This window comes from Nonomuraea fuscirosea, assembly GCF_003001935.1.
Taxonomy (GTDB): domain Bacteria; phylum Actinomycetota; class Actinomycetes; order Streptosporangiales; family Streptosporangiaceae; genus Nonomuraea; species Nonomuraea fuscirosea.
In genome coordinates this window covers 122851-144896 of record NZ_PVNG01000009.1, presented here as the reverse complement: position 1 = coordinate 144896, position 22046 = coordinate 122851, and the positions used below count along the sequence as shown (strand labels likewise).

Sequence of the window (22046 nt, the reverse complement as noted above, 5' to 3'; positions counted from 1 at the left end):
GTGACGGCACTTCGGACCGTCACCGTCGGCGGCTCCCCCGTCCACGTCCTGGAGAGCGGCACCGGGCCCGCGGTGCTGATGCTGCACGGCTCCGGACCCGGTACGACCGGATCCGGCGCCTGGGCGACGACGGCCCAGGCGCTGGGCACGTCCTGGCACCTGGTGGCTCCTGACCAGGCGGGGTTCGGCCGTACCCCGATCCCGGCGGGTTCCAGGGGCGGGCTCGGGCTGTGGACGGAGCAGGCCGCGGGCCTGATGGATGCTCTCGGTGCCGAGCGCTACGCCGTGGTGGGCCACTCCATGGGCGGCGCCGTGGCGCTGGCGCTGGCGGCCGCGCGTCCCCAGCAGGTCACCCGGGTCGTGGCGGTCTCGACGATGGGCGCCCCCGGGGCGCCGCTCTCCGCCGACCTCGACGCGATCTGGGCCGCCGCCCCCGGCCCGCTCGGGGCACGAGACATGCTGAGCCGCCTCGTCCTCGACCAGGCGCTCGTGACCGAGTCCGCCGTCGCCGCCCGTACGGCCGCGATGCGCGCGGGGGCGGCCGCATACGCGTCGCTGTTCCCCCCGCCCAGGGCACGCTGGGCCGACGACCTCACCCTCTCGGCGCAGACGCTGGCAGGAATCCGCGCGCCCGTGCTGCTCGTCCACGGCGCCGACGACCGCGTCACCCCGCTCGGGACGGCAGCCCTGCCCCTGCTCGAACACCTGGCCGACGTCCGCCTGCACGTCCTCGGCCGATGCGGGCACGTGCCGTCGCTCGAGCACCCGCACGACTTCAGGCGACTCCTGTCGTGCTTCCTCAGCCGGGAACGGTGAGGTTGGCGGCAGTCGCCAGGCCCGACGCCATCCTGCGCGCGGCCCCCACCGGCGACCAGCCCTGAGGCCCATGACGGTCCTGAGCCGTCCCGGCGGACCGTTCAGCCCTCCTCGCAGCCGCGACTGCGTCTCCTGACCAGGGCCGCCATCGATCTCGTCTGCGCCCCACGGGGGCCGATGTCCTGCGGGCCGGCCAGGAAGGCGATCTCGCGGTGGCCCTGTGCCCACGGCTGGGCGGGCCGCTTCCTCCACCGCGATCACCCCGTCCGAGCGTCCGAGTGGTTCGCGGCGCTTGATCCGGCCTTCCATCAGCAGATAAATGATCGCCGCGATGCCGCGACCGCACGGCGTCGAGGGCGATGACGCGGGCCCGCCGAGTAACGGCGGGCCCGCTGCGTTCGGTGGGTCAGTTCGTGGCGGCTACACGCTAGAGGTTCTATCTGATATACATCTAATAGAACAGACGCGACAGCCGCGGCGCTTCTTGGGAGGGATCTGTCCTCACCCATCCCCACCACCAGCGGTGGGGCGGTCCCGAACCTCGCGCCGTCGACCAAGGAGACCAGACCATGAACCCCACCTCCCCCACCGCCTCGACGACGAGGCACCACACCATCCGGCGCACCGCGGGTGTCGCCATGACCGCGGCGGCGATACTGGCCGGTTCGGTCGTCGCCGTCGCCGCTCCCGCTGCCGCCTCTCCCCACCCGGCCCCACCGGCCGGTGGCTCCATGCGGGACGTCGCACAGCAGATGCTGGCCATCGGCAACCCTGGTTACCTGGCACGGATCAACGACGGCCGGCGCGTTTCCAAGACCGTCGCCGGAGTCGCCGACATGGCCACGGGCCGGGCGCTGCGCGCGGACGACCAGTTCGAGATCGGCAGCAACACCAAGACCTTCACCGCGACACTGATCCTGCAACTGGTCGACGAGAAGGCCGTCGCACTCGACGCACCCGTTTCGACGTACCTGCCCGGCGTCGTCCCCAACGGCGACAACATCACCGTGCGCATGCTGCTCAACCACACGAGCGGCCTGTTCAACTACACCGGCGACCCCAAGGTGCTGGCTCTCATGCAGAACGACCCGCACCACGACTGGACCGAGCGAGAGCTGCTCGACGCCGCCTTCGCCCACCCGCCGACCTTCGCCCCCGGCAAGGGCTGGTCGTACTCGAACACGAACTACACCCTGCTCGGAATGATCGCGCAGAAGCTGACCCGCTCGAGTCTCGCCGACCTCGTACGCCGGCGCATCGCCCGCCCGCTCGGCCTCAAGCACACCTACTACGCCAACCCCCGGGCCACCGACACCGGCCCGGGATACGCGCACGGATACGCCATCATCTTCGCCGGCGGCACCCCGAAGTACACCGATCACACCGGGGCGAACATCGGTGGCTGGGCCGGCGCCGCCGGGGCGGTCATCTCCACCGCCGGCGACCTGTCACGCTTCTACTCCGCCCTGCTCAAAGCCGAACTGTTCTCCCGAGCCCAGCTCCGCCAGATGAAGACCACCGTCGCCCTGCCGCCCGAGTTCCCCATCAAGGGCCGCTACGGCCTCGGACTGATCAAGTTCGATACGCCCTGCGGGACGGCATGGGGCCACGGCGGCGACACCCAGGGCCACCACAGCACGACCGCGGTCTCCGACGACGGCCGCCGGACCGCCATCAGCGACAGCACCGGCAAGGCCGGCGACCTCGCGCCCAACGACGGGATCACCCGCTGGACCAACGCGGAGTTCGCCGCCCAGAAGGTGGCCGTCTGCCACATGCTCGGCACGCCGGTGCCGGGCTCCCTCGTCCGGGAACTGCACGGCACCACACCGTAGCGGGCGCCGGTACATGTCGTTCATGCGTGACAGCGGCCACCGAGGTCCAGGGTTCGGGCGGTTACGGCGCTAGCCGCGATCGATGACGACGTCCTCCTCGCAGATGATGCGCCCGAACGTCGCCAGGTCGATGAAGTTCTCGTGGTCGGGGTCGACGATCTTCAGGAAGTTCTCGCTGAAGAACAGGGCTTCGAGGCCGGCCATGTCGTCGAACCAGGCCTCGACCACCGAGTCGTACTCCGATGCCGGGTACCGGGGCGCCGGCACGGGGTACGACACGACGAACCGGCGGATGTACTGCTCCGACTCCGGGATCGACATGAGCAGCGGTCGGTGGATGTTCTGCTGGTAGTGCTTGAACTCGTCGTGCGTCATGCCTTCGCGGCGCTTCAGCGTGATGATCATCTTGATCATGAGTGAATTCCCATCCTCTACTGGTTGTTTTCTGACAAGGAAAGTGACGTGGTCGAAGGGTCGTTTCCGTCCGGGGCATGGCGGGTGCCGGAGCCGCGCAGCCGCCGGGCGAGGGCCCAGAACAGCACGGTCGTGACCACCTGGACGCCCAGCCCCGCCGCGAAGGCGCGCTCCCAGCCGAGCGACGGGGCGAGCGTCCCGGGGATGCCGCCGATCGTGGCGATGCCGAGCGCGAGCGCGGCCTGTTGCGCGGTGGTGAACAGGCCTCCGGCCAGGCCCGCGACTCGATGGGGCACCGCTGCCATGACCGTCGCGACGAGAGGGCCGTACTGGCTCGCCTGCGCCGCGCCGAGGAGCATGCCGATCACCTGGAAGCAGCCGATCCAGACCGCCGCGCCCTCGCCCTGGTTGAACCACGAGGCCAGGCCGAGCACGACCAGACCGGCGGCCAGCAGGGCGGCGGCCACCTCCATCGTGCGGTCGCCGAACCGCGCGGTGATGCGCGGCATGCGAAGTCCCGCGAGGACGAAGGCCCCCGCGAACGCGGCCAGCCCGAGCCCGGACGCGACCGGCGTCAACCCGAGACCCACCTGGGTGAACATCGAGTACTCGTAGCTGAAGGCGCCGTACCCGGCGAAGAGCAGCACGGTCATCAGCAGCCCGATCCGCAGCGCGGGGGGCCGCAGGCTGGAGGGGGCGACGAGAACCGAACGGCCCGCCGGCTCGCGCCGTCTCTGGTTGAGCCAGAAGCCGTACAACCCCAGCAACCCGAACGCCACCAGCGCGAGTGTCCACCAGGGCCAGCCTGTCGCCGGGCCGAGTGACAGTCCGGCGACCAGGGCCAGGAGCGGGATCGCCGCCCGGAGCGCGCCGCCGAGGTCGGGCCGTTCTGTGCTGTTCGGCGGGGCGACCCGGAGCCGGCGCACGCCCGGCAACGCCACCACGGCGGGGATCGCGGAGGTCAGGACCGCCCCTCGCCATCCCGCCCACGGCAGGCTCAGCCCCATCACGAGGCCACCGGCGACCTGCCCCGCCACGGTGCCGACCCCGGAACTCGCGGTGAACGCCGCGACCCCGCGCACCTGGGCGGCCCGGCCGGCCGACGTCCGAATGATCGCCAGCGTCTGTGGCATCACCATCGCCGAGGCCGCACCTTGCAGGACCCGCGCGGCGACCAGCCACCAGAGTCCGGGAGCCGCCGCGGCCAGCGCCGAGGTCAGCGCGACCGCGAGAAGCCCGAGGGCCAGCAGCCGCCGGCGTCCGTACCGGTCGCCGAGGCGTCCCGCGGGGATCAGCCCGGCCGCGAACGTGACCGCGAAGGCGGCGAGCACGAGCGCGACCTCGCCACGATCGGCGCCCAGATCCGGTCCGAGACGTGGGGCGGTCACGTTGCCGACGCTGAACGTGTACGTCGCTCCGAATGCCGCCACGAGAACCGGCCATGTCCGTTGCATGGCACCCACCCTGCGCCCCTGGCGGGCGGCCCTCCAGAGTGCCGTGATGCTGGTGGTCGGAGCACCACCCTGGCCCGGCCCCGCCGTGGCATGCTCGTTGCCATGGCGGACATACGTTCTCGTGAGCTCGGCGCCTACCTGCGCGCCCGGCGTGACCGGCTCGCGCCCGCCGACGTGGGCCTGCCCGGTGGCGGCGGCCGGCGCCGGGTCAAGGGGCTGCGCCGGGAGGAGGTCGCGGTCCTCGCGAACGTCGGGTCGACCTGGTACACGTGGCTCGAACAGGGACGTGACGTACAACCGAGCGTCGAGGTGCTGACGGCGATCGCGGACGCGTTGCGGCTCTCCCCCGGCGAACGCCGTCACCTGCTGCTCCTCGGCGGGCACGCGGACGTGACAGAACCTTCGGGCTTCGAGGAGGTCGGCGGCCAGTTGCAGGGACTGCTGGACAGCCTCTCCCCGCATCCGGCCGTGGCGATGAACCCGTGGTTCGAGCCCCTGGCCTACAACGCGCCGTTCCGGTTCATGATCGACGACGTGGAGGCGCTGCCGGCGGCCGATCGCAACTGCGCCTACCTGCACTTCACCCACCCCGACTGGATCGCCGGGCACTCCGACCACGAGCAGGAGTGCGCGGGCATCGTGGCCAGGCTGCGCGCGTACTACGGCGAGTCGGTCACCGATCCCGCCTGGGGACCGCTGCTCGGCCGGCTCCGCGAGGAGTCACCGCTGTTCGTCCGCCTGTGGGACCAGGCGGACGTGTCGGGCGATCCCGACCGGGTGAAGGGGATCCGGTCGCTGCACGTCGGCACGCTGTCCCTGCGCACCATCACGATGCAGCTCCAGGCGAACCCCCGCACCCGAATCGTCGTCTACCAGCCGGAGGATCGGACGACCGGGGAACGGCTCGAAGAGCTCGCGAGCCGGATCGGCCGCGGCGTCATCGACGGTCCCGCGAAGGTACGGCGGCTGCGTGCGGCGACCTGACGAGATCGCTCACGACAGCCCAGGCGCCGCGGACGCCTTCAGCGCAGCCGGCGGCCGGCCCGCTGGGCCGGCGGCCACGGCGGTCAGTTCGTCCAGGATCAGGGTGCCGGTGTAGCGGGCGTCGGGGTTGATCTCGTTGAAGAAGACGCGGCGCAGGCTCACCGGGTACGCCATGCCGTCCGGCACGTCGTACGTGATCTGCTGCCACCCCGGTTCGGTGATGAAGGCGGGTTCGATCGTGTGCAGAGTGCCGTCGCGGTCGACGACCTCCAGGCGGGTCCGCTGGTCGTGGCCTTCGGACTTCACCCACAGCTTGAACGCCGCCGGCTGCCCGGCCACCGGCAGGAGGCCGGCGGACGGCCAGATGCCGACGCCGCGCGTCTGGGTGCTCTGGGTGAAGTCGTAGTCCAGCTTCAGCCCGTTCCCGGCATGGCCGTCAGGGGTGGAGGAGGCGGAGCCAGTGGCGCGCAGGCTCCAGAAGTCCCAGTTCGAGGTGTCGTCGAAGGTGTCCACGACGTCCTGGGACGTCCCGATGCCGACGACCAGCTCGGTCCGGACGCCGCCGGCGGACACCGTGACGACGTGCTCGCCCTCGGCGGCCCGCGCGGTGACGGTGAACGCGCCGGTGCCGGTCGGGGTCACGTCCAGCGCGGCCTTGTCGTAGGTGAGGTGGACGTCGGCGGGGTCGATGGGGGCGGCGTACCCGGCGGTGTCCGCGCCGTTGACCTCGAAGGTGCCCTGGGCGCCCTTGGTCAACAGGTTGACACGGCGGGGGCCGGTCTCCAGGCGGGCCAGCCGGCCCAGCACGGTGAGGCCGATGTCGCCGGCGGCCTTGCCGTGCCTGGCCGTCACGCTCGTCTCGCCGGACGACAGCGCGCGGAAGACGCCGTCGCGGTCGACCCCGCCGATCCGGCTGTTCTCCACCCGCCACTGCGGCTTGATCGTGCGGGGCAGCTCGGCGGGACCGTACGTCTCGTCGTACGCGGCCGCCGTCAGCCGGCGGGTCAGCCCGGGGAAGACCCGCTCGGTACGCCACGACGCGGCGGCCGCGGGCCCGGGGAACCGGTCGCGTTCCGTCGCCGTGCTCACCCAGAAGCCCTTGGCCCTGCCGCTGCCCTCGGGCAGGAACATGGCCAGCCCGGTCGGCACGGGACGGGTGCCCGCCGCGTCGGACGGCCGGTTGACGAGGTCCACCTGCTTCTGTCCCGGTTCGCGTACGACGAGCGTGGTCGAGCCGCCGCCGTCGAGGTTGAGCGCGGTGTGCGCGCCCAGCTTCACCATCATCTCGCCCAGCTCGTCCAGCCCGAGACCGCGGGAGAACTCGGGCTGCCGGCCGTCCACCGCGACCAGCCACATCTTGCTCCCGTCGGCGGAGAATCCGACGGCGGTCCTGGGCTCCGGCGTGTTGTTCTCGGGCGGAAGGTCGAGCGGCTCGCCGTCCGCGACGATGAGCTGGCGTCCGCTCATGGCCGCCTTGACCTTCATGTCGCCGGGGGCGCGGACGGCATAGTCCACCGAGACGGGGTCGCCGACCCGCAGCGAGGACAGCGCGTCGGCGCCGGCCTCCCGTCCCACCAGCACGAACGCGCCTTCGGCGAGCGCGCCCTCGCGGGGAACGTCCACCACCTCGGCCACGACGCCGTCGCGCACGACCACCTCGATGGTCCGCGCGACGCCCCTGACCGGATGGCAGCGGCAGTAGGTGCCCCAGACCGGGGTGAACATGCCGATCTGGTCCTTCAGCAGCTCGGCCTTGTTGAGCGCGTCCAGCGGGACGGTCCGGCCGGGCAGCTTGACGGTGCCCTCGAAGACGATCTCGCCGATGGCGCCCACCTGGTCCTCGGAGAACATCACCGCGGTCCGGTCCGTCTGGGTCGCCTTGGTGTTGGGCAGCGGCGACTGCAGCAGCTCGCCGTCCTGGACGGCCACGCCCCACGGCGCGCCGGAGGCGGCGATGTCGAAGTAGTCGGCGTTCGTCGCGGCGACGGCGCCCGCTTCGCGCGCCATGTCGAGCAGCGGCCGCCGCGCGGCGACCTGGCCGGGGAACAGCCGCCCGATCCGGACGCCGGCCTTGAGGTCGACGGACATCTGGTACGTCTGCAGCCAGCCGGGCTCCCCGGTGGCGCCGTCGGGCCCGTACAGCTCCACCGTGTTCAGCTCGACGCCGGGAGCGACCGGCTGGGTCTCGCGGTAGGTCTCGGTGCGGCCGTCGAGGACGACCGCGGCGGCGGGCGCGGACGTCTCCGCGTACGCCGGCCCGGTGAGGACCAGGGCGAGAGCCGTGGCTAAAAGACTCCGGCCCAGCAAACCGTGACGGGACATGACCATCCTCCTCAAACAGCGCGCCGGAGCAGGTACGCGGTCACCGGCGCGAACTCGGCGGGCGTGAAGTTGTCCTCGATCGGCAGGACGTGCTCGTGCCGTCCCCTGGCGCGGGCCAGGAACAGGGCGATGTCGTTGGCGTCGGCGATCGACAGCGTGGGCAGGCCGGCCGCGATCGCCGCGCCCGCCATGCCGTGGTCGGCGATGACGAGATCGATCCGCCCGCCGGCGGCGATCATGGCCTCCATGTGGTCGGGCCGGTGGGTGTGCAGGATCGCCTCGTCGTGGAAGGCGCACGCGACCCCGCCGAAGAACCGGATCCCCGTCTCGCCGGCGGCGTGGGCCCCGACGGCGTGGTCGAGCCGGTGGTCGTCGAGGACGCGGACGATCCTGTTGCCCGCGTTCCGCAGCGCCCGCGCCAGGTCGGCGTAGTGGTCGAGCAGCCCGGTCGGGTGCCCGGTCGCCAGCAGCACCGTGCCGCCGCCGTCCCGCAGGAAGGGGGCGAGGGCGTCGGCGTGCGCCCTGATGCCGGCCAGCGTGTGCTCGGGCGCGATGTACCCGAGCTCGGGGTCGCCGTCCGTGATGCGGTCGCCGATGCCGGCCGCGACGGCGGCCACGACCTCGTCGATGGACGCGGTCCGCCAGTCGTCCAGGCCGAAGGTGTGGTCGGGGTCTCCTTTGAGCATCTTGTACGCGTACGCCAGCGACTGCCGCCGGACGGTCCTGATGCCGCCGGACAGGCGCCGCCCGACGAGCAGGTCGCGCAGGTCCGCCTCTTCGTGTGCGATGCCCATGCCGTCAGCTCGCCGCGGCCGCGACGACGGGCCGGGCCGCGGACCGGGCGGCGGCCTCCGGCGGGCGCCACGCGCCCTCGCTCCTGGGGAACGCCCGCGCCGCGCCCTCGCCGATGCTCAGCCGGACGTTCGCTCCCGGCGACCAGCCGCTCTGGGCCGTGTGCACGATCACGATCGAGCCGCCGGCCTCGACGTAGGTGCGGACGACCGGGCCGAGGAACTGCACGTCGCGGACGACGCCGCGCAGCACCCCCGCGCCGGGGGCCTCCTCTTCGATGAGCGTCACGTCCTCAGGGCGTACGGACACATCGACGGGCGAGCCGGGAGAGACGGAGGACGACGGGCTCGCGGGCGTCGCGCGGAGCACCGCTCCGGCGACGTTCACCTGCCACGACTCGTCCGAGTCCGACCTGCCTGCGTACTCCCCCGCCAGCCAGTTCGTGATGCCGACGAAGTCGGCGACGTACCCGTTGGAGGGGGCCAGGTAGATCTCGTGCCCGCTGCCGAGCTGTTCGAGCGAGCCGTCCTTCATGACGGCGATCCGGTCGCCCAGGGCCAGCGCCTCCTCCTGGTCGTGGGTGACGTAGACGATCGTCGTCCCGGTGTCGCGCTGGATCTCGCGCAGCTGGGTGCGCAGCTGGATGCGGGTCTTCGCGTCGAGGTTGGACAGCGGCTCGTCCATGAGCAACACCGACGGCCGGATGGCCAGCGACCGGGCGACGGCGACGCGCTGCTGCTGCCCGCCCGAGAGCTCGTTCGGCCGCCGGCCGCCGAGTCCCGTGAGGCCGACCAGGTCGAGCGCCTCACCGGTACGGCGGGCCCGCTCGTCCTTGGCGAGTTTCTGCGCCTTCAGCCCGAACTCGATGTTCTCCGCGACGGTGAGGTGCGGGAAGATCGCGTAGTCCTGGAACACCATGGACGTCGGCCGCGCGTCTGGGCCGTACCCTGACACGTCCACGCCGTCGATGAGCACGCTCCCGCTGTCGGGCCGGATGAATCCGGCGATCATCCGCAACGTGGTGCTCTTGCCGCACCCGCTGGAGCCGAGGAGGCAGAGGAACTCGCCGCGGCCGACGGCGAGGTCGAGGTCGCGCACGGCCGGCACCCCGTCGAACGACTTGCACAACGACTTCAGTTCGATCACGAGATCTCCAGGTGTCACAGGTCGTAGAGCCGCAGCCGGGAGCCGAGGGCGAGCTTCGCGACGGCGAGCCCGGCGAAGCTGACCACCATCAGGCCGGCCGCGACGCCGGTCGCGGCGCCCCACTGGCCGAACTCGGCGAGGTTGACGATGGTGGGCGCGCCCAGGCCGATGCCCGGCGAGGTGAGGAAGATGACGGCGCTCAGCGTGTTGATCGCGTGCAGGAACCCGAACACGAGCGACGTGGTGAACGCGCCGCCCAGCAGGGGGAACATGATCTGGACGATGACCCGGGCGCGCGAGGCGCCGAGGTCGGTGGCGGCCTCGTCGATCGACGGGCTGATCTGGCTGATGGTGGTCACCGCGGTGCGGTAGCCGACCGGGATGGCCCGCACGACCATGACCAGCACCAGGATCAGCGCGGTGCCGGTCAGGGCGATGGGGGGCTGGTTGAAGGTGAGCAGCCACGATATGCCGATCATCGTCCCGGGGATCGCCGACGGCAGCACCGCGAGCCCGTCCAGCACGCCCCGGCCGAAGACCCGGGTGCGGTGCACGACGTAGGCGGCGACCAGCGTGCTGATCGTCGTGATGATCGCCGCCGTGGCGGAGAACAGCGCGGAGTTGCGGATGTCGTCCCCGCGCAGGAGTGCCGTCCGCCAGTGGTCCAGCGTCAGGCTCCAGTCCGCGCCCCACGCCCGGGTGAACGAGCCGGCCAGGATGCTCCCGTAGATGAGGATCATCAGGACGCTGACCAGGCCGAGCACGGTGAGGAGCCCGCGCCGCACGGCCGCGGGCAGCGGCGCGGGCGGCAGGCTGCCCGTCTTCCCCGAGACGGTGACGGCGGAGCGCCGCGCGAGGACGCGGCGCTGGATCAGGAAGAGGATCAGCGTCGGGACGAACAGCAGCACGCACAGCACCGCCGCCATCCCGAAGTCCTGCCGGCCCACGGCCTGCACGTACGCCTCGACCGAGAGCACCTGGTACCCGGCGCCGATGAGGACGGGGTTGCCGAAGTCGGTGATGACGAACATGCCGACGAGCAGCAGCGCGTTCAGAATCGTGGGGAACGTCAGCGGCAGCGTGACCCGGCGGAAGGTCTGGAACCAGGTCCAGCCGAGGTCCCGGCCGGCCCACTCCAGGGTGGAGCCGATGTTCTTCAGCGTCGGCAGCAGGGTGAGCGTGGCCATGGGGAAGAAGGCGAGCGTCTGGACGAGCCAGAGCCCGCCGAGGCCGAGGAGGCTGATGTCCAGGCCGAGCAGTTCGTGCGTGATCAGGCCGCGCCGCCCGAACAGCAGCAGCACCGCCAGGCCGACGACGAACGGCGGCGAGATCAGCGGGAGCAGGGCCATCACCCGCAGCACGGCCCGGCCCCTGATGTCGGGCCGGCTGAGGGCGTAGGCGAACAGGAAGCCGACCACGGTGGCGCTCAGCGTCGAGGCCACGCCGATGACGGCGGTGTTCTTCGCGGCCGTCGCCACGCGCGGCTCGGCCAGCCTGCTCCAGGCCTCGCCGTCGGGCTCGAACAGCATGGCGGCCGTGGGCACGAGGACGAGCAGCAGGAGCAGGCCGGCGACGTAGGCGACGAGCGTGCCCACCGTGATCCGGTCGGCCAGCAGGCGTCTGCGGCTGCGCCGCTGCCAGCCCGGCTCCGCCCGCTGCTGTGATGCGGCAGTCGCCGAGGGGACGGCCATCAGACCCCGTACCGCTTGGCGAACTCCTTGGACACCGCGTCGCGCATCTCGCCCGCGCGCACCGGGTCGTAGTCCACCAGGTCGAGTTCGGCCAGACCCTGCGCGCCGTCGGGCAGGTCCACGTCGCTCCGCACGGGGTAGGAGTGGACGAGGTCGACGATCATCTGGGACGCCTTCCTGCCCTGGAGCCACTGGACGAACTTCTCGCCGCCCTGGGCGTTCGGCGATCCCTGGACGAGCGCGTTGCCGGAGATGACGACGCCGGTGGGCTTGGGGTAGACGAGCTCGATGGGGAAGCCGGCCCCGCGCACGTTGAGCAGGTCGTGGGCGAAGGAGACGCCGGCGGCGTACTCGCCGGTGGCGACCAGCTGCGACGGCGCTCCCCCGCTGTCGGTGTACTGGCCGATCAGCTTGTGGAACTCGTCGAGGAACTTCCAGGCGCCCGCCTCGTCGCCGTGGCGGAAGATCTGCGTCGCCACGAACGTGTACCCGGTGCCGGACAGCGTCGGGTTCGGCATGACGAGCTGGCCCTTCAGGTCGGGGCGCAGCAGCTCGTCCCACGTCGTCGGGAGCGGGGCGCCGCCGGTCTCCTCCTTCCACCGGTCGGCGTTGACGCCGACGGTCATCAGGATGAGCTCGTTGGCGTGCCAGTAGCCCTCGGGGTCGACGAACCGCTTGTCGATGCCCTCGGCCGCGGGCTTGAACGACCGGATCAGCTTCTCCTTGGCGAGCGGTCCCGCGTCCCCGCTGGCCAGGCCGATCACGTCGGCCGCCGGGCGGCCGGCCTCGGCCTTCAGCCGCGCCAGGAGCTCGCCGGCGCTCTGCCGCAGCACCTCGACCTCGGTGCCCGTCTCGGCCTGGTACGCCTCGGCCAGCCGCCGGGCGGGTTCCTCGGGCATCGGCGTGTACCAGGTCACCGTGCCGCCGGACGCGGACACGGCGTCGTCGCCGCCGCCGGATCCGCAGGCCGACCCGAGCATGAGGAGTGCGAGAGAGAGCGCGCCTGCGGCGACTCGTAACAGGGACGTGTGCATGAGTGACCGCCTTCGGATCGATGCGCCCGCAGCAAGGGGCGCAAGGTCACGATGCACGAGATGGTGTTATCTGGGACGCGAGATGTCAATACCTCTTGTAGACCAATTGACCGGTCGTCATCCCAGGGACGTCGCGTCGTGGGTCACTCCGCGGGGGTGTCCGAGGTCCTCCTCCAGGGTGGACGTGAGGTCCAGCTCCGATGTGATCATGTAGCGGTCGCCGCGGAACAACGTCTGGGTGAACTCGATCGCCACACCGTCCGACGTGCGGGTCGCGGTCCTGAAGAGGAACGCGGGAGAGTACGGCGGCGCGTCCAGCACGGCCGACTCCTCCTGGCTGAGCACCGTCGGCTCGATGGTCTGCGTGCCCGCCGCCACCTTCAGGCCGTAGCGGTCGGAGAGCAACCGGTAGAGGGACTTCTCCTCCAGCTCCCCGGCGGGCAGGCCGGGCACCAGCGCGTCGGGCAGCGACGTGGTGGCCAGCGCGATCGGGTCGCCGTCGGCCAGCCGCAGCCGGCGGATCGTCACGATCGTGTCGGATGGCGCGATCTGCAGCCGCCAGCTCATGCGCACGCCCGCGTCGGAGCGCTCCACGCCGACGACGCGGGTCGAGGGCGTGATGCCGCGCCGGCGCAGCCCCATCGAGAACGACGACGCCGTCGGAGACTGGGTGATCGTGGGCCGCGCGACGTAGGTGCCGCTGCCCTGCTTGCGGATGAGATGGCCGTCCCTGACCAGGTCGTCGACGGCGCGCCGCACCGTGAGCCGGGAGACGCCGCAGTCCTCTTCGAGCACTCGCTCGGGCGGGATCGGATCTCCCACGTTGAGGTCTTCGAGCAGGCTCATGATCCGCTCGCGGACCATGTCGTGCTTGCGCCCGCGACGAGCGTCCGCCTCGCTCACGTCGACCCCCTCCGAGCCCCTCATCGGCGCCTCCATGGCGACATCCGCACTTCTCCGCATTTTACGCCACAGCCATGGATTGGTATTGACGACTTGTATACCAACTTTTACAGTCACCGAAGAATCATGACCTTCCGGTGAACCAGGGCGGGGCGCGAAACGCCACCGCCGCTCCTCCGTTCCACGGCTGGCCGCGACCGTCAGGCCGGGTCCGATCATCGTCGCATCAGGGCCGACGCATGACCACCCTGCCTCCGACCCGCGCCCTCCCCCGACCGGCCTCAGCCCTGAGCAGCATCGTTCCGACAAGGGAGCACCGATGGGCAACCACATGGTCAATCGACGTCATCTCTTCGGGCTCGCGGGCGCGGGCGGAGCCGCCCTCGCGATCCCCGCCCTGTCACCCACCCCGGCCCACGCCGCCCCACGGCGGCCCGCCGCGTGGCCCACGGAGTTCGTCGAGGTGACGCCCACGATCGAGGGCGACATCGCCTGGTACGACGTCTCGCGCTGGGGCGTCGAGGGCAAGGGCTGGTCCGACACGGCGGCGTACTACGACCGGCTCCCGGCCAGGGCGGAAGGCGTCGTGACCCCCGAGGTCTGGGTGCGCAGCCGCAACTCCTCGGGGCTGCTGACCCGGTTCGTCACCGACTCGACCATCTTCCGGGCCCGCTACCGGCTCAGCCTGGCCACCGTCGCGATGTACCACATGCCCGCCATCGGCCACAGCGGCGTGGACCTGTACGCGCGCACCCCGGCGGGCCACGACGCCTGGCTCGCCAACACACACCCGGCCTCGCAGAACGTCAACGAGCAGATGGGCATCGCGGTCGACCCCGGCGAGCGCCTCTACACCGCCTACCTGCCGCTCTACAACAGCCCGCAGCGGCTGGAGATCGGCGTCCAGGCCGGCGCGAAGTTCCTCGGCGCCGTGCCGCGCACCACCCCGCCCGTCGTCTGCTACGGCAGCTCGATCATGCAGGGCGGCGTGGCGTCCAGGCCCGGCATGTCCATCACCGCGCTCCTGGGCCGCCGCTTCGACCTCCCCACCGTCAACCTGGGCTTCTCCGGCAACGCGCGGATGGAGCCCGAGATCGCCCAGCTGCTCACCGAGCTCGACGCGTCCGTCTACGTGGTCGACAGCTCCCCCAACATGAACCCGCAGCAGATCACCGAGCGCGCCGAGCCCTTCGTCCGCATCCTGCGCGCGGCCCGCCCCGACACGCCCATCCTGATGGTCGAGGACCGCAGGTACGGGGACGGCCAGTTCGTCGAGTTCCGCCGCACCCGAAACGCCCAGAACGCGGCCGCCCTGCGCACGGCCTACGACAACCTGCGCCGCTCCGGCGTGGGAGGTCTGTCCTACCTCTCGGCCGACCAGCTCCCCGGGCCGGAGGAGCTGGTGGACGGCTCGCACCCGAGCGACCTCGGGATGATGACGTACGCCGACGCGTACGACAGGGCCCTGCGCCCGCTCCTGACCAGACGAGCCCGCTGAGGCGGAGGCGTCCGCGGGCCAGCGGGATGCGAGCCACCTGAAGGGCGTTCCGGCGGACTCCAGCACGGTCACCATCGTACCGGCTAACGCGCATTGACCGGTAGCAGATTCATGTCTACGCTCATGCTAGCCATGAGAAAGCTACCTTCGTCATGCCGGACGATGGTGACTCAGCTGAGGAGACCGCGTGCAAGAACGTTTCGGAAGCAAGTCGGCGATCGTCGCGCTGACCGCCCTGACCCTGGCCGTGTTCATCTACGTGACCACCGAGTCGCTGCCCATCGGCCTGCTCCCCCAGATCGCCCAGGATCTCGGCACCAGCCCGTCGGCGGTCGGGCTCCTGGTCACCGGATACGGCCTGATCATCGTCCTGGTGTCCCTGCCGCTCGCACGGCTGACCCGCCGGCTGCCCCGGCGTCGGGTGCTGTGCGTCCTGTTAGGCGTCTTCGTCGTGGCGACCTGCCTGTCGGCCCTGGCGGGAGACTACTGGCTGCTCATGGGCGCCCGGATGGTGACCGCGCTGAGCCAGGCGCTGTTCTGGGCCATCGTGACGCCGGCCGCCGCCGGCCTCTTCCGGGCCGAGGTGCGCGGCCGGGCCCTGTCCATCCTGTACGCCGGCGCCTCCAGCGCCGCGCTGACCGGCATCCCGGCCGGCACGTGGCTCGGCCAGCAGACCAACTGGCGGGTCTCGTTCCTCGCGCTCAGCGGCCTGGCCCTGCTCGTCCTCGCCACGATCGCGGCCGTCCTGCCCGACACGCCCCCCGGTCAGGGCGCGGCCGACCGGGGCAGCGCGCCCGACCGCGGCCGGTACCTGTCCATCGTGGCCACGACGGCGGTCGCGGTCACCGGCGCGTTCGCGGCGTTCACCTACATCACCCCGTTCCTGAGTGACGTCAGCGGCTTCACCGAGTCGTCGATCGGCCCGCTTCTGCTGGCACGCGGCATCGCGGGCCTGGCCGGCGTGGTCGTGGTGGGCTACCTCGTCGACCGCCACGGCTGGATCACCATGACGGGGCTCGTCGGCCTGCAGACGCTGGCGCTCGCCGGGCAGTACGCGTTCGGCGCCTCCCCGGCCGGGGCCGTCATCGCGATCTCCTTGTCCGGCTTCACGCTCGCGGGCCTGACCGCCGTACTGGGGGCGCGGGTGCTCGTGTACGCGCCGGGTGAGTCGGTCATGGCGAGCGCCGCCACCTCCACGGCGTTCAATGTGGGAATCACCGCGGGCGCGTTCCTCGGCAGCGTGCTCCTGCCCGGTCCCGGCGTGCGCAGCACGGCACTGGCCGGGGCGCTGCTCAGCCTGGTGGCGTTCGCCATCGTGCTGGCCGAGCCGGCCGTGTCCAGCCGTCGGAAGGTCACGCGGGCCACGACCGGCGACCCCCTGCCCGAGAGCGCCCGGGTCAGGTGACCCGATGCCCCACGCATCGAACCGTGCAACCCCCTTGCGCGGTTTGAGTGGTAGCCTCGACGGCATGTCACTCGACGTGGGACACCTTCCCCTGGTCGGCGGGCACCCCGCGCTCGATCTGGTCAACACGCTCGAACGAGGGTCACCGCTCGACGGCGGGCCGCCCCACGACTCCCTGTCCGACGCCTCCGCGCTGCTGCGCTGGGCGGCCAGGGCGGGCCTGATCAGCGACGCGGAGCACGATCGGGCCGGCCGGGCGTGGCGCGACGATCCCGCGTCGGCGCGGGCGGGGCTGGCCGCGGTACGGGACATCCGGGAAGGGCTGCACGTCGTGGTGCTCGCCACGATCCGGCCCGCCGGCGGCGGACCCGATGGCGACGCGAGCGGCCCGGCCGAGGGGGACCCGGTCGCGGCCGGGGCCGCGCTGGTCGCACTGCACGAGCGATGGGCCGGGGCGGCCGCCAGAGCCGCACTGGTGCTCGACAGAGGCGACCCGCCGCGGGTGCGGCTCACCTACGGCACGATACCCACCATGCTGATACCCGACCGGGCCGCCGAGGCCGCACTCGACGTCCTGCGCACGGCCGACCTGACCCGGGTACGCCGCTGCCCCACCCACGAGGGCGGCTGCGGGTGGCTGTTCCTCGACCAGAGCCGTAACGGCTCCCGCCGCTGGTGCCGCATGGCCGACTGCGGCAACACGGCGAAGGCCCGGCGGCTCACCGAGCGCCGCCGCGCCGCCCGGGACGACACCCCGTAGGTCCGGTACGTCGCCGGGCGCGTGCTCCGGGGCCCGCCGCGTTCACGACCATGCCGACGGCGGCATCCGGTCGCCGCGGAGAGTGTGGCGCTCAGCCCGCGAGCAGGGCGTTGGCCTCGGTGATGAGTTTCTGCGCGGCCTCGTCGGGGGTCATCCGGCCGAAGATGACCTCTTCGCCGTAGCGCCTGATGACGTCCTCCATCGCGCTGGAGCCCCTCGGCGGGGCGGCGGGCGGGTCGGTCAGCTCGTCACGGATCTCGTTCACGAACTCCATCGTCTTCAGGTCCGCGGGCGGCAGTTTGGCGCTGACCGCCGCCAGCACCTTGGCATTGGCCGGCAGGCCGCGGTCACTGAGGATGATCTGACCGGCCTCGCTGTCGTTGACCATGAAGTCGATGAACTTCGCGGCCTCGGCCGCGTGCTTCGAGCCGGAGGAGGCGGTGTAGAGCATGGCCGGCTGCAGGAACATGCCGCCGGTCGTGGCGCCCTCGGCCTTCGGCATCCGCCGCAGTTCGAGGTTCTGGCCCGAGGCCTTGGCGGCCGCGCCGAGCACGTTGCTCCACATCATCATCGACGCGCCGGTGTTGGTGCCGATCAGCGTCTGTTCGATGCCGACGTCGTACAGTTCGGAGCTCTTGGCGGCGGCGGGCGAGCCCTTCGTCTTGATCAGGTCCTGCGCGATGGCCATCCAGTCCTTGACCGTCTGCGGGGACACGCCGAGCTTGTTGCCGTCGTAGAACCGCTCGCCCTTCTGCGCGGCGTAGATCTGCAGGTACGCGGGGTTCCAGTTCAGCTGTGTACCCGTGACCTTGCCGCCGCTGCCGGAGGTGACCTTGGAGCTCAGCTCGACGAAGTCCTTCCAGGTCCACGAGGTGTCGTCGGGCAGTGCGACCTCGGCGCCCTCGACCAGGGCCGGGTTGATCACCATGGAGTAGGCGTTGACCCCGGAGGGGATGGCGTACTGCTTGCCGTCGACGACGCCGGTGGCCAGCACCTTGCCGTCGATGTCGGCGGTGTCGACCTTGGAGGCCAGTTCGGCCAGCGTGCCGCGTTCGGCGTATTCGCGCAGGCCACGGATCTCCAGGGTCATGACGTCGGGCGCGTCCCTGCCCGCGACCTGCGTGGACAGCCGTTCGTAGTAGCTGGGGAAGTCGGAGACCTCGGCCTCGACGTCGATCCCCGGGTTCTTCGCCTCGAACTTCGCGATCGCCGCTTCGGTCATCTTCTGGCGCGCGTCGCCACCCCAGTAGGAGAAGCGCAGTTTGATCTCGCCCCCGGCGCTCTCGCCGCCGCAGGCCGCGGTGACCGTCAGCATGGCTGCGGCGAGTAAGGCCGCCGACCAGATCTTCTTGCCAGAGCTCACGGCTCTACCTCCTGCGGGTCTTCAGTTGGGGGGGTGGAAAAACGTCTTCGGCACTGCGCCCGGCGACACGGATCGACGGTCCGGCGTCAGCCCGGTGGCGGATCGCACACATCCGGGCGCTCCTGATGGCGGTCGAGGGGTTGCTCTGCGCATCGGTGCGACCACTGTACTGACCTTGTCAGAGAAAGTCAGCAAAGATCACAGTCGAACCGCGGCGCTCAGGATCTCGGGGAGAGACCCCGGCGGAAGGCGGCCGGGAACGTCAGGAGGCTACGAGAGCCTGGATGCTGACGGTGGCCGCCCCGCGCGCCCACTCCTCGAACGGCAGGGGGCGGATGGAGAGCGGGCAGTCGGCGGCGGCGCCGAACGCCTGGCGCTGGAAGCCGGCCCTGATGTGCGGCTCGAACAGGTCGTAGGCCGCCAAGCCCTCGCCGGAGACCACGATCCGGGCCGGGCCGACCAGGTTCGCGACCGCGGCGATGCCGGAGCCGATCGCGTCGCCGGCCCGGGCGAAGACGGCGCCGGCCGGGGCGTCGCCGGCTCGGGCCAGCGCCACCGCGTCGTCGAAGGTGAGCTCCGGCCGGCCGGCGGCCGACCGGGCCTGCCGGACGATGGCGTCGGCGCCGGCGATCGCCTCGACGCAGCCGCGGCTCCCGCAGTGGCAGGCCGGGCCGTTCACGTCGATGCCGATATGACCGATCTCGCCGGCCACGCCGTGTGAGCCGGAGACGAGGCGTCCGCCGACGACCAGGCCGCAGCCTATGCCCGCGCCGACGGTCACGAGGGCGAACGACTCGGCGCCGACGCCCTCGCCGAACCAGTGCTCGGCGGTGGTCAGCGCCTTGACGTCGTTCTCCACGGTGACGGTGAGGCCGGTGATCTTCTCCGCCTGTTCCCGCAGGGGCAGGTCGTGCCAGCGCAGGAACGGCGAATACCGCACCAGACCGGTGGAGCGGTCGACGTCGCCGGAGACGGCCAGCCCGAGCCGGCGGGTACGGGCCCGGTAGCCGCCGGGACGGTCGAGCAGTTCGCCGACGAGCTCGCCCAGCTCGGTGAGGACGTGATCCACGTCGGGCGCCGACAGCCGCCGGTGGGCCGAGGTGCGCACCTCGGCGCGAAGGTCGCAGACCACGCCGATCAGCTCGTCACCGGTGATCTTCACGCCGACGAAGAACTCGCGGTCGGCCCGGATGGCCAGCGGGCTGGCCGGACGCCCGGCGCCCGGCCCGGTCCGCTCGGTCGCGGCCAGTTCCTCCAGGTAGCCCAGCTCGATGAGCGGACGCGCGGCCTTGGTGACGGCGGCCGAGGACAGGCCGAGCCGGCGGGCGAGGGCGACGCGGCTGAGGGGGCCCTCGGTCAGCACGGTGGTGAAGACCGCCGTGACCGCGGGGGCTACGGCGTCAGCCTCGGGAAACATGACTGAAATCTAGGCACAATAATTTCCTTCGTCAAGTATTGATTTGGCCGCGAGCGCGGACCTACGCTCACTGCACTCACCGCCCACGCTCCCACGATCACCACCAAGGAGCCAGATGTCCCCTCCGCTGTTCGAGCCCCGCCGGCGCCTGTGGCTGTTGCGTACCCCGTCCACGTCGTACGCCGTCCGGATCGACGAGGACGACACCGTGCGGCACGTGCACTGGGGTGCGGCCCTGACCCTGGAGCAGGCCGGAGAGCTGGCCGAGCGCACCCCGGCGGCGGGCAGCAGCTTCGACGCCGTGGGCGGGGCGGAGGAGCTGGCCGTGGAGGGCGGCGCCCGCTTCGGGCCGCCCGGCCTGCAGGTGCGCTTCGCCGACGGCACCCGCGCCGTCGAGTGGCGCTACGCCGGCCACGACGCCGACGACGGCTATCTGAGCATCCACCTGGACGACCGGCACTACCCGCTGCGGCTCACCCTGCACTACCGGGTGCACGAGGACAGCGACGTGATCGAGCGGTGGACCACCGTCGAGAACCGCGACGATCGGCTCCCGATCACGCTGCGGCGCTGCGACAGCGCGGCGTGGACCCTGCCGGGCCGGGACGGCTACCGGGTGAGTCACCTGGTCGGCGGCTGGAACAGCGAGTTCCGGCTGCGCCGGGCCGAGGTCGCCACCGCCGAGACGGTCTTCACCAGCCGGCGCGGCCTGACCAGCCACCACGCCAACCCCTGGCTGGCCTTCGACGACGGCACGGCCGGCGAGGAGCACGGTGAGGTGTGGAGCACCGCCCTGGCCTGGAGCGGCAGCTGGCGGATCACCCTGCACCGCGACCCGGCCGGCCGCACGACGTGGACCGGCGGCCACGGCCACGAGGGGCTCACCTGGTCGCTCGCGCCCGGCGAGACCCTCAGCACGCCGGTCTTCGCCGGCCTGTTCACCGCCGGCGGGTTCGGAGCGGCCAGCCGGGCCTGGCACGCGTACGTCGCCCGGCACGTGCTTCCGCACCCCGGCGAGCCGCGGCCGGTGCTCTACAACTCGTGGGAGGCGACGGGCTTCGACGTCGACGAGGCGGGCCAGACGGCGCTGGCCGCGCAGGCCGCGCGGATCGGCGTCGAGCTGTTCGTGGTGGATGACGGCTGGTTCGGCGGCCGCGTCGGCGACCACGCCGGCCTCGGCGACTGGACGCCCAACCCGGACCGCTTCCCCCATGGCCTGCGGTCGCTCTCCGCCGAGGTGCACCGGCTCGGCATGCGCTTCGGGCTGTGGGTCGAGCCGGAGATGGTCAACCCCGACAGCGACCTCTACCGGGCGCATCCGGACTGGGTCATGCACATGGCCAACCGCGAACGTACCGAGCTGCGGCACCAGCTCGTGCTCAACCTGGCCCGGCCGGACACCGCCGCCTGGGCCCACGCCTGGCTCGACCGGCTGGTGGCGGAGCACGACATCGACTATCTCAAATGGGACGCCAACCGGCCGTTCACCGAGGCCGGCTGGCCCGGGCACGACGACCCCGACCGGTTGTGGATCGAGCACACGCGGGCGGTCTACCGGATCATGGATCGGCTCCGCGCCGATCATCCCGGTCTGCGCATCGAGGCGTGCGCCGGCGGCGGCGGGCGCGCCGACCTGGGCATCCTCGCCCGCACCGACCAGATCTGGACCTCGGACAACACCGACCCCGTCGACCGGATCGCCATCCAGCACGGCTTCAGCCAGCTCTTCCCGGCCCAGGTCATGGGCGCGTGGGTGACCGACAGCCCGAACGTGGCCACCGCCAGGCAGACCCCGTTGCGCTTCCGGTTCCACGTCGCCATGGCCGGGGCGCTGGGGGTCGGCGGCGACCTCGCCACGTGGACCGAGGACGAGCTCAAGGAGGCCACCGAGCTGATCGCCACGTACAAACGCATCCGGCCGGCGGTGCAGCACGGCACGGCGTACCGGCTGACCGGCGAGGGCACCCTGACGGCGGTGGGATTCGCGCACGAGGACCGGTTCGTGGTGCTCGCCTGGTGCCCGTCGCGCCCGTACGGGCATCAACCGGCCCCGCTGCGGCTGACCGCGCTCGATCCCGGCGCCACCTACCGGGATCCGGACACCGGCGCCACCTACTCCGGAGCCGTCCTGCTGCGGTCCGGCCTTCCCCTCCCCCTGCCCGAGGGCGACCACGCCAGCGCCCTCGTCCAGCTCATCCGCATCGAGGACTGA

The 22046-nt window shown here is 71.8% G+C and carries 17 protein-coding genes; 7 read left to right on the top strand and 10 right to left on the bottom strand.

Annotated elements, in window-relative coordinates; genetic code table 11:
- Positions 1 to 816, top strand: a complete 816-nt coding sequence (locus B0I32_RS21710) for an alpha/beta fold hydrolase (protein WP_106242225.1) — start codon at positions 1 to 3, stop codon at positions 814 to 816.
- A 569-nt stretch (positions 817 to 1385) separates the two neighbouring features.
- A complete protein-coding gene (locus tag B0I32_RS21705) occupies positions 1386 to 2651 on the top strand; it encodes a serine hydrolase domain-containing protein (protein WP_106242223.1) in 1266 nt (421 codons plus the stop codon).
- Positions 2652 to 2720: 69 nt separating this feature from the next.
- Here B0I32_RS21705 and B0I32_RS21700 read toward each other — a convergent pair whose 3' ends face one another.
- A complete protein-coding gene (locus tag B0I32_RS21700) occupies positions 2721 to 3065 on the bottom strand; it encodes an EthD domain-containing protein (protein WP_106242220.1) in 345 nt (114 codons plus the stop codon).
- Between the two features lie 17 nt (positions 3066 to 3082).
- Complete coding sequence (locus tag B0I32_RS21695; protein ID WP_219911940.1) at positions 3083 to 4519, bottom strand: MFS transporter; 1437 nt, start codon at positions 4517 to 4519, stop codon at positions 3083 to 3085.
- Positions 4520 to 4621: 102 nt separating this feature from the next.
- Between B0I32_RS21695 and B0I32_RS58900 the strand changes: the two genes are divergently transcribed.
- Complete coding sequence (locus B0I32_RS58900) at positions 4622 to 5503, top strand: helix-turn-helix transcriptional regulator (RefSeq protein ID WP_245955949.1); 882 nt, start codon at positions 4622 to 4624, stop codon at positions 5501 to 5503.
- Between the two features lie 9 nt (positions 5504 to 5512).
- Here the strand turns inward: B0I32_RS58900 and B0I32_RS21685 are convergent, their stop codons facing one another.
- The 6 genes from B0I32_RS21685 to B0I32_RS21660 all read right to left on the bottom strand — a co-directional run bounded on the left by B0I32_RS21685 (position 5513) and on the right by B0I32_RS21660 (position 13415).
- Positions 5513 to 7825 carry a phosphodiester glycosidase family protein gene (locus B0I32_RS21685; protein ID WP_146178261.1) on the bottom strand — a complete coding sequence of 771 codons (2313 nt, stop codon included), beginning with the start codon at positions 7823 to 7825 and terminating at the stop codon, positions 5513 to 5515.
- A gap of 11 nt (positions 7826 to 7836) precedes the next feature.
- The gene (locus B0I32_RS21680) at positions 7837 to 8619 is read right to left on the bottom strand and encodes a phosphatase (RefSeq protein WP_106242215.1); all 783 of its coding nucleotides are present in this window, start codon (positions 8617 to 8619) and stop codon (positions 7837 to 7839) included.
- Between the two features lie 4 nt (positions 8620 to 8623).
- A complete protein-coding gene (locus B0I32_RS21675; protein WP_181307642.1) occupies positions 8624 to 9763 on the bottom strand; it encodes an ABC transporter ATP-binding protein in 1140 nt (379 codons plus the stop codon).
- 14 nt (positions 9764 to 9777) lie between these two features.
- Positions 9778 to 11454: an ABC transporter permease gene (locus tag B0I32_RS21670; protein ID WP_106242209.1), complete on the bottom strand. Its 1677-nt coding sequence runs from the start codon at positions 11452 to 11454 to the stop codon at positions 9778 to 9780.
- On the bottom strand, positions 11454 to 12488 hold the full coding sequence (locus B0I32_RS21665; protein WP_106242207.1) for an ABC transporter substrate-binding protein: 1035 nt from the start codon (positions 12486 to 12488) through the stop codon (positions 11454 to 11456). The genes B0I32_RS21670 and B0I32_RS21665 overlap by 1 nt, the downstream gene beginning before the upstream one ends.
- Before the next feature lie 117 nt (positions 12489 to 12605).
- Positions 12606 to 13415 carry a GntR family transcriptional regulator gene (locus B0I32_RS21660; protein WP_181307640.1) on the bottom strand — a complete coding sequence of 270 codons (810 nt, stop codon included), beginning with the start codon at positions 13413 to 13415 and terminating at the stop codon, positions 12606 to 12608.
- Between the two features lie 295 nt (positions 13416 to 13710).
- Between B0I32_RS21660 and B0I32_RS21655 the strand changes: the two genes are divergently transcribed.
- The 3 genes from B0I32_RS21655 to B0I32_RS58895 all read left to right on the top strand — a co-directional run bounded on the left by B0I32_RS21655 (position 13711) and on the right by B0I32_RS58895 (position 17054).
- Entirely contained in the window at positions 13711 to 14889 is a 1179-nt protein-coding gene (locus B0I32_RS21655) for an SGNH/GDSL hydrolase family protein (RefSeq protein ID WP_106242203.1), read from the top strand.
- Between the two features lie 187 nt (positions 14890 to 15076).
- Positions 15077 to 16294, top strand: a complete 1218-nt coding sequence (locus B0I32_RS21650; protein WP_106242201.1) for an MFS transporter — start codon at positions 15077 to 15079, stop codon at positions 16292 to 16294.
- A 64-nt stretch (positions 16295 to 16358) separates the two neighbouring features.
- Complete coding sequence (locus B0I32_RS58895; RefSeq protein WP_146178260.1) at positions 16359 to 17054, top strand: CGNR zinc finger domain-containing protein; 696 nt, start codon at positions 16359 to 16361, stop codon at positions 17052 to 17054.
- 91 nt (positions 17055 to 17145) lie between these two features.
- Here the strand turns inward: B0I32_RS58895 and B0I32_RS21640 are convergent, their stop codons facing one another.
- Positions 17146 to 18417, bottom strand: coding sequence for an extracellular solute-binding protein (locus tag B0I32_RS21640; protein WP_106242199.1), 1272 nt, complete (start codon positions 18415 to 18417; stop codon positions 17146 to 17148).
- A gap of 262 nt (positions 18418 to 18679) precedes the next feature.
- The gene (locus B0I32_RS21635) at positions 18680 to 19834 is read right to left on the bottom strand and encodes an ROK family protein (RefSeq protein WP_106242196.1); all 1155 of its coding nucleotides are present in this window, start codon (positions 19832 to 19834) and stop codon (positions 18680 to 18682) included.
- A gap of 115 nt (positions 19835 to 19949) precedes the next feature.
- Between B0I32_RS21635 and B0I32_RS21630 the strand changes: the two genes are divergently transcribed.
- Positions 19950 to 22046: an alpha-galactosidase gene (locus B0I32_RS21630; protein WP_106242194.1), complete on the top strand. Its 2097-nt coding sequence runs from the start codon at positions 19950 to 19952 to the stop codon at positions 22044 to 22046.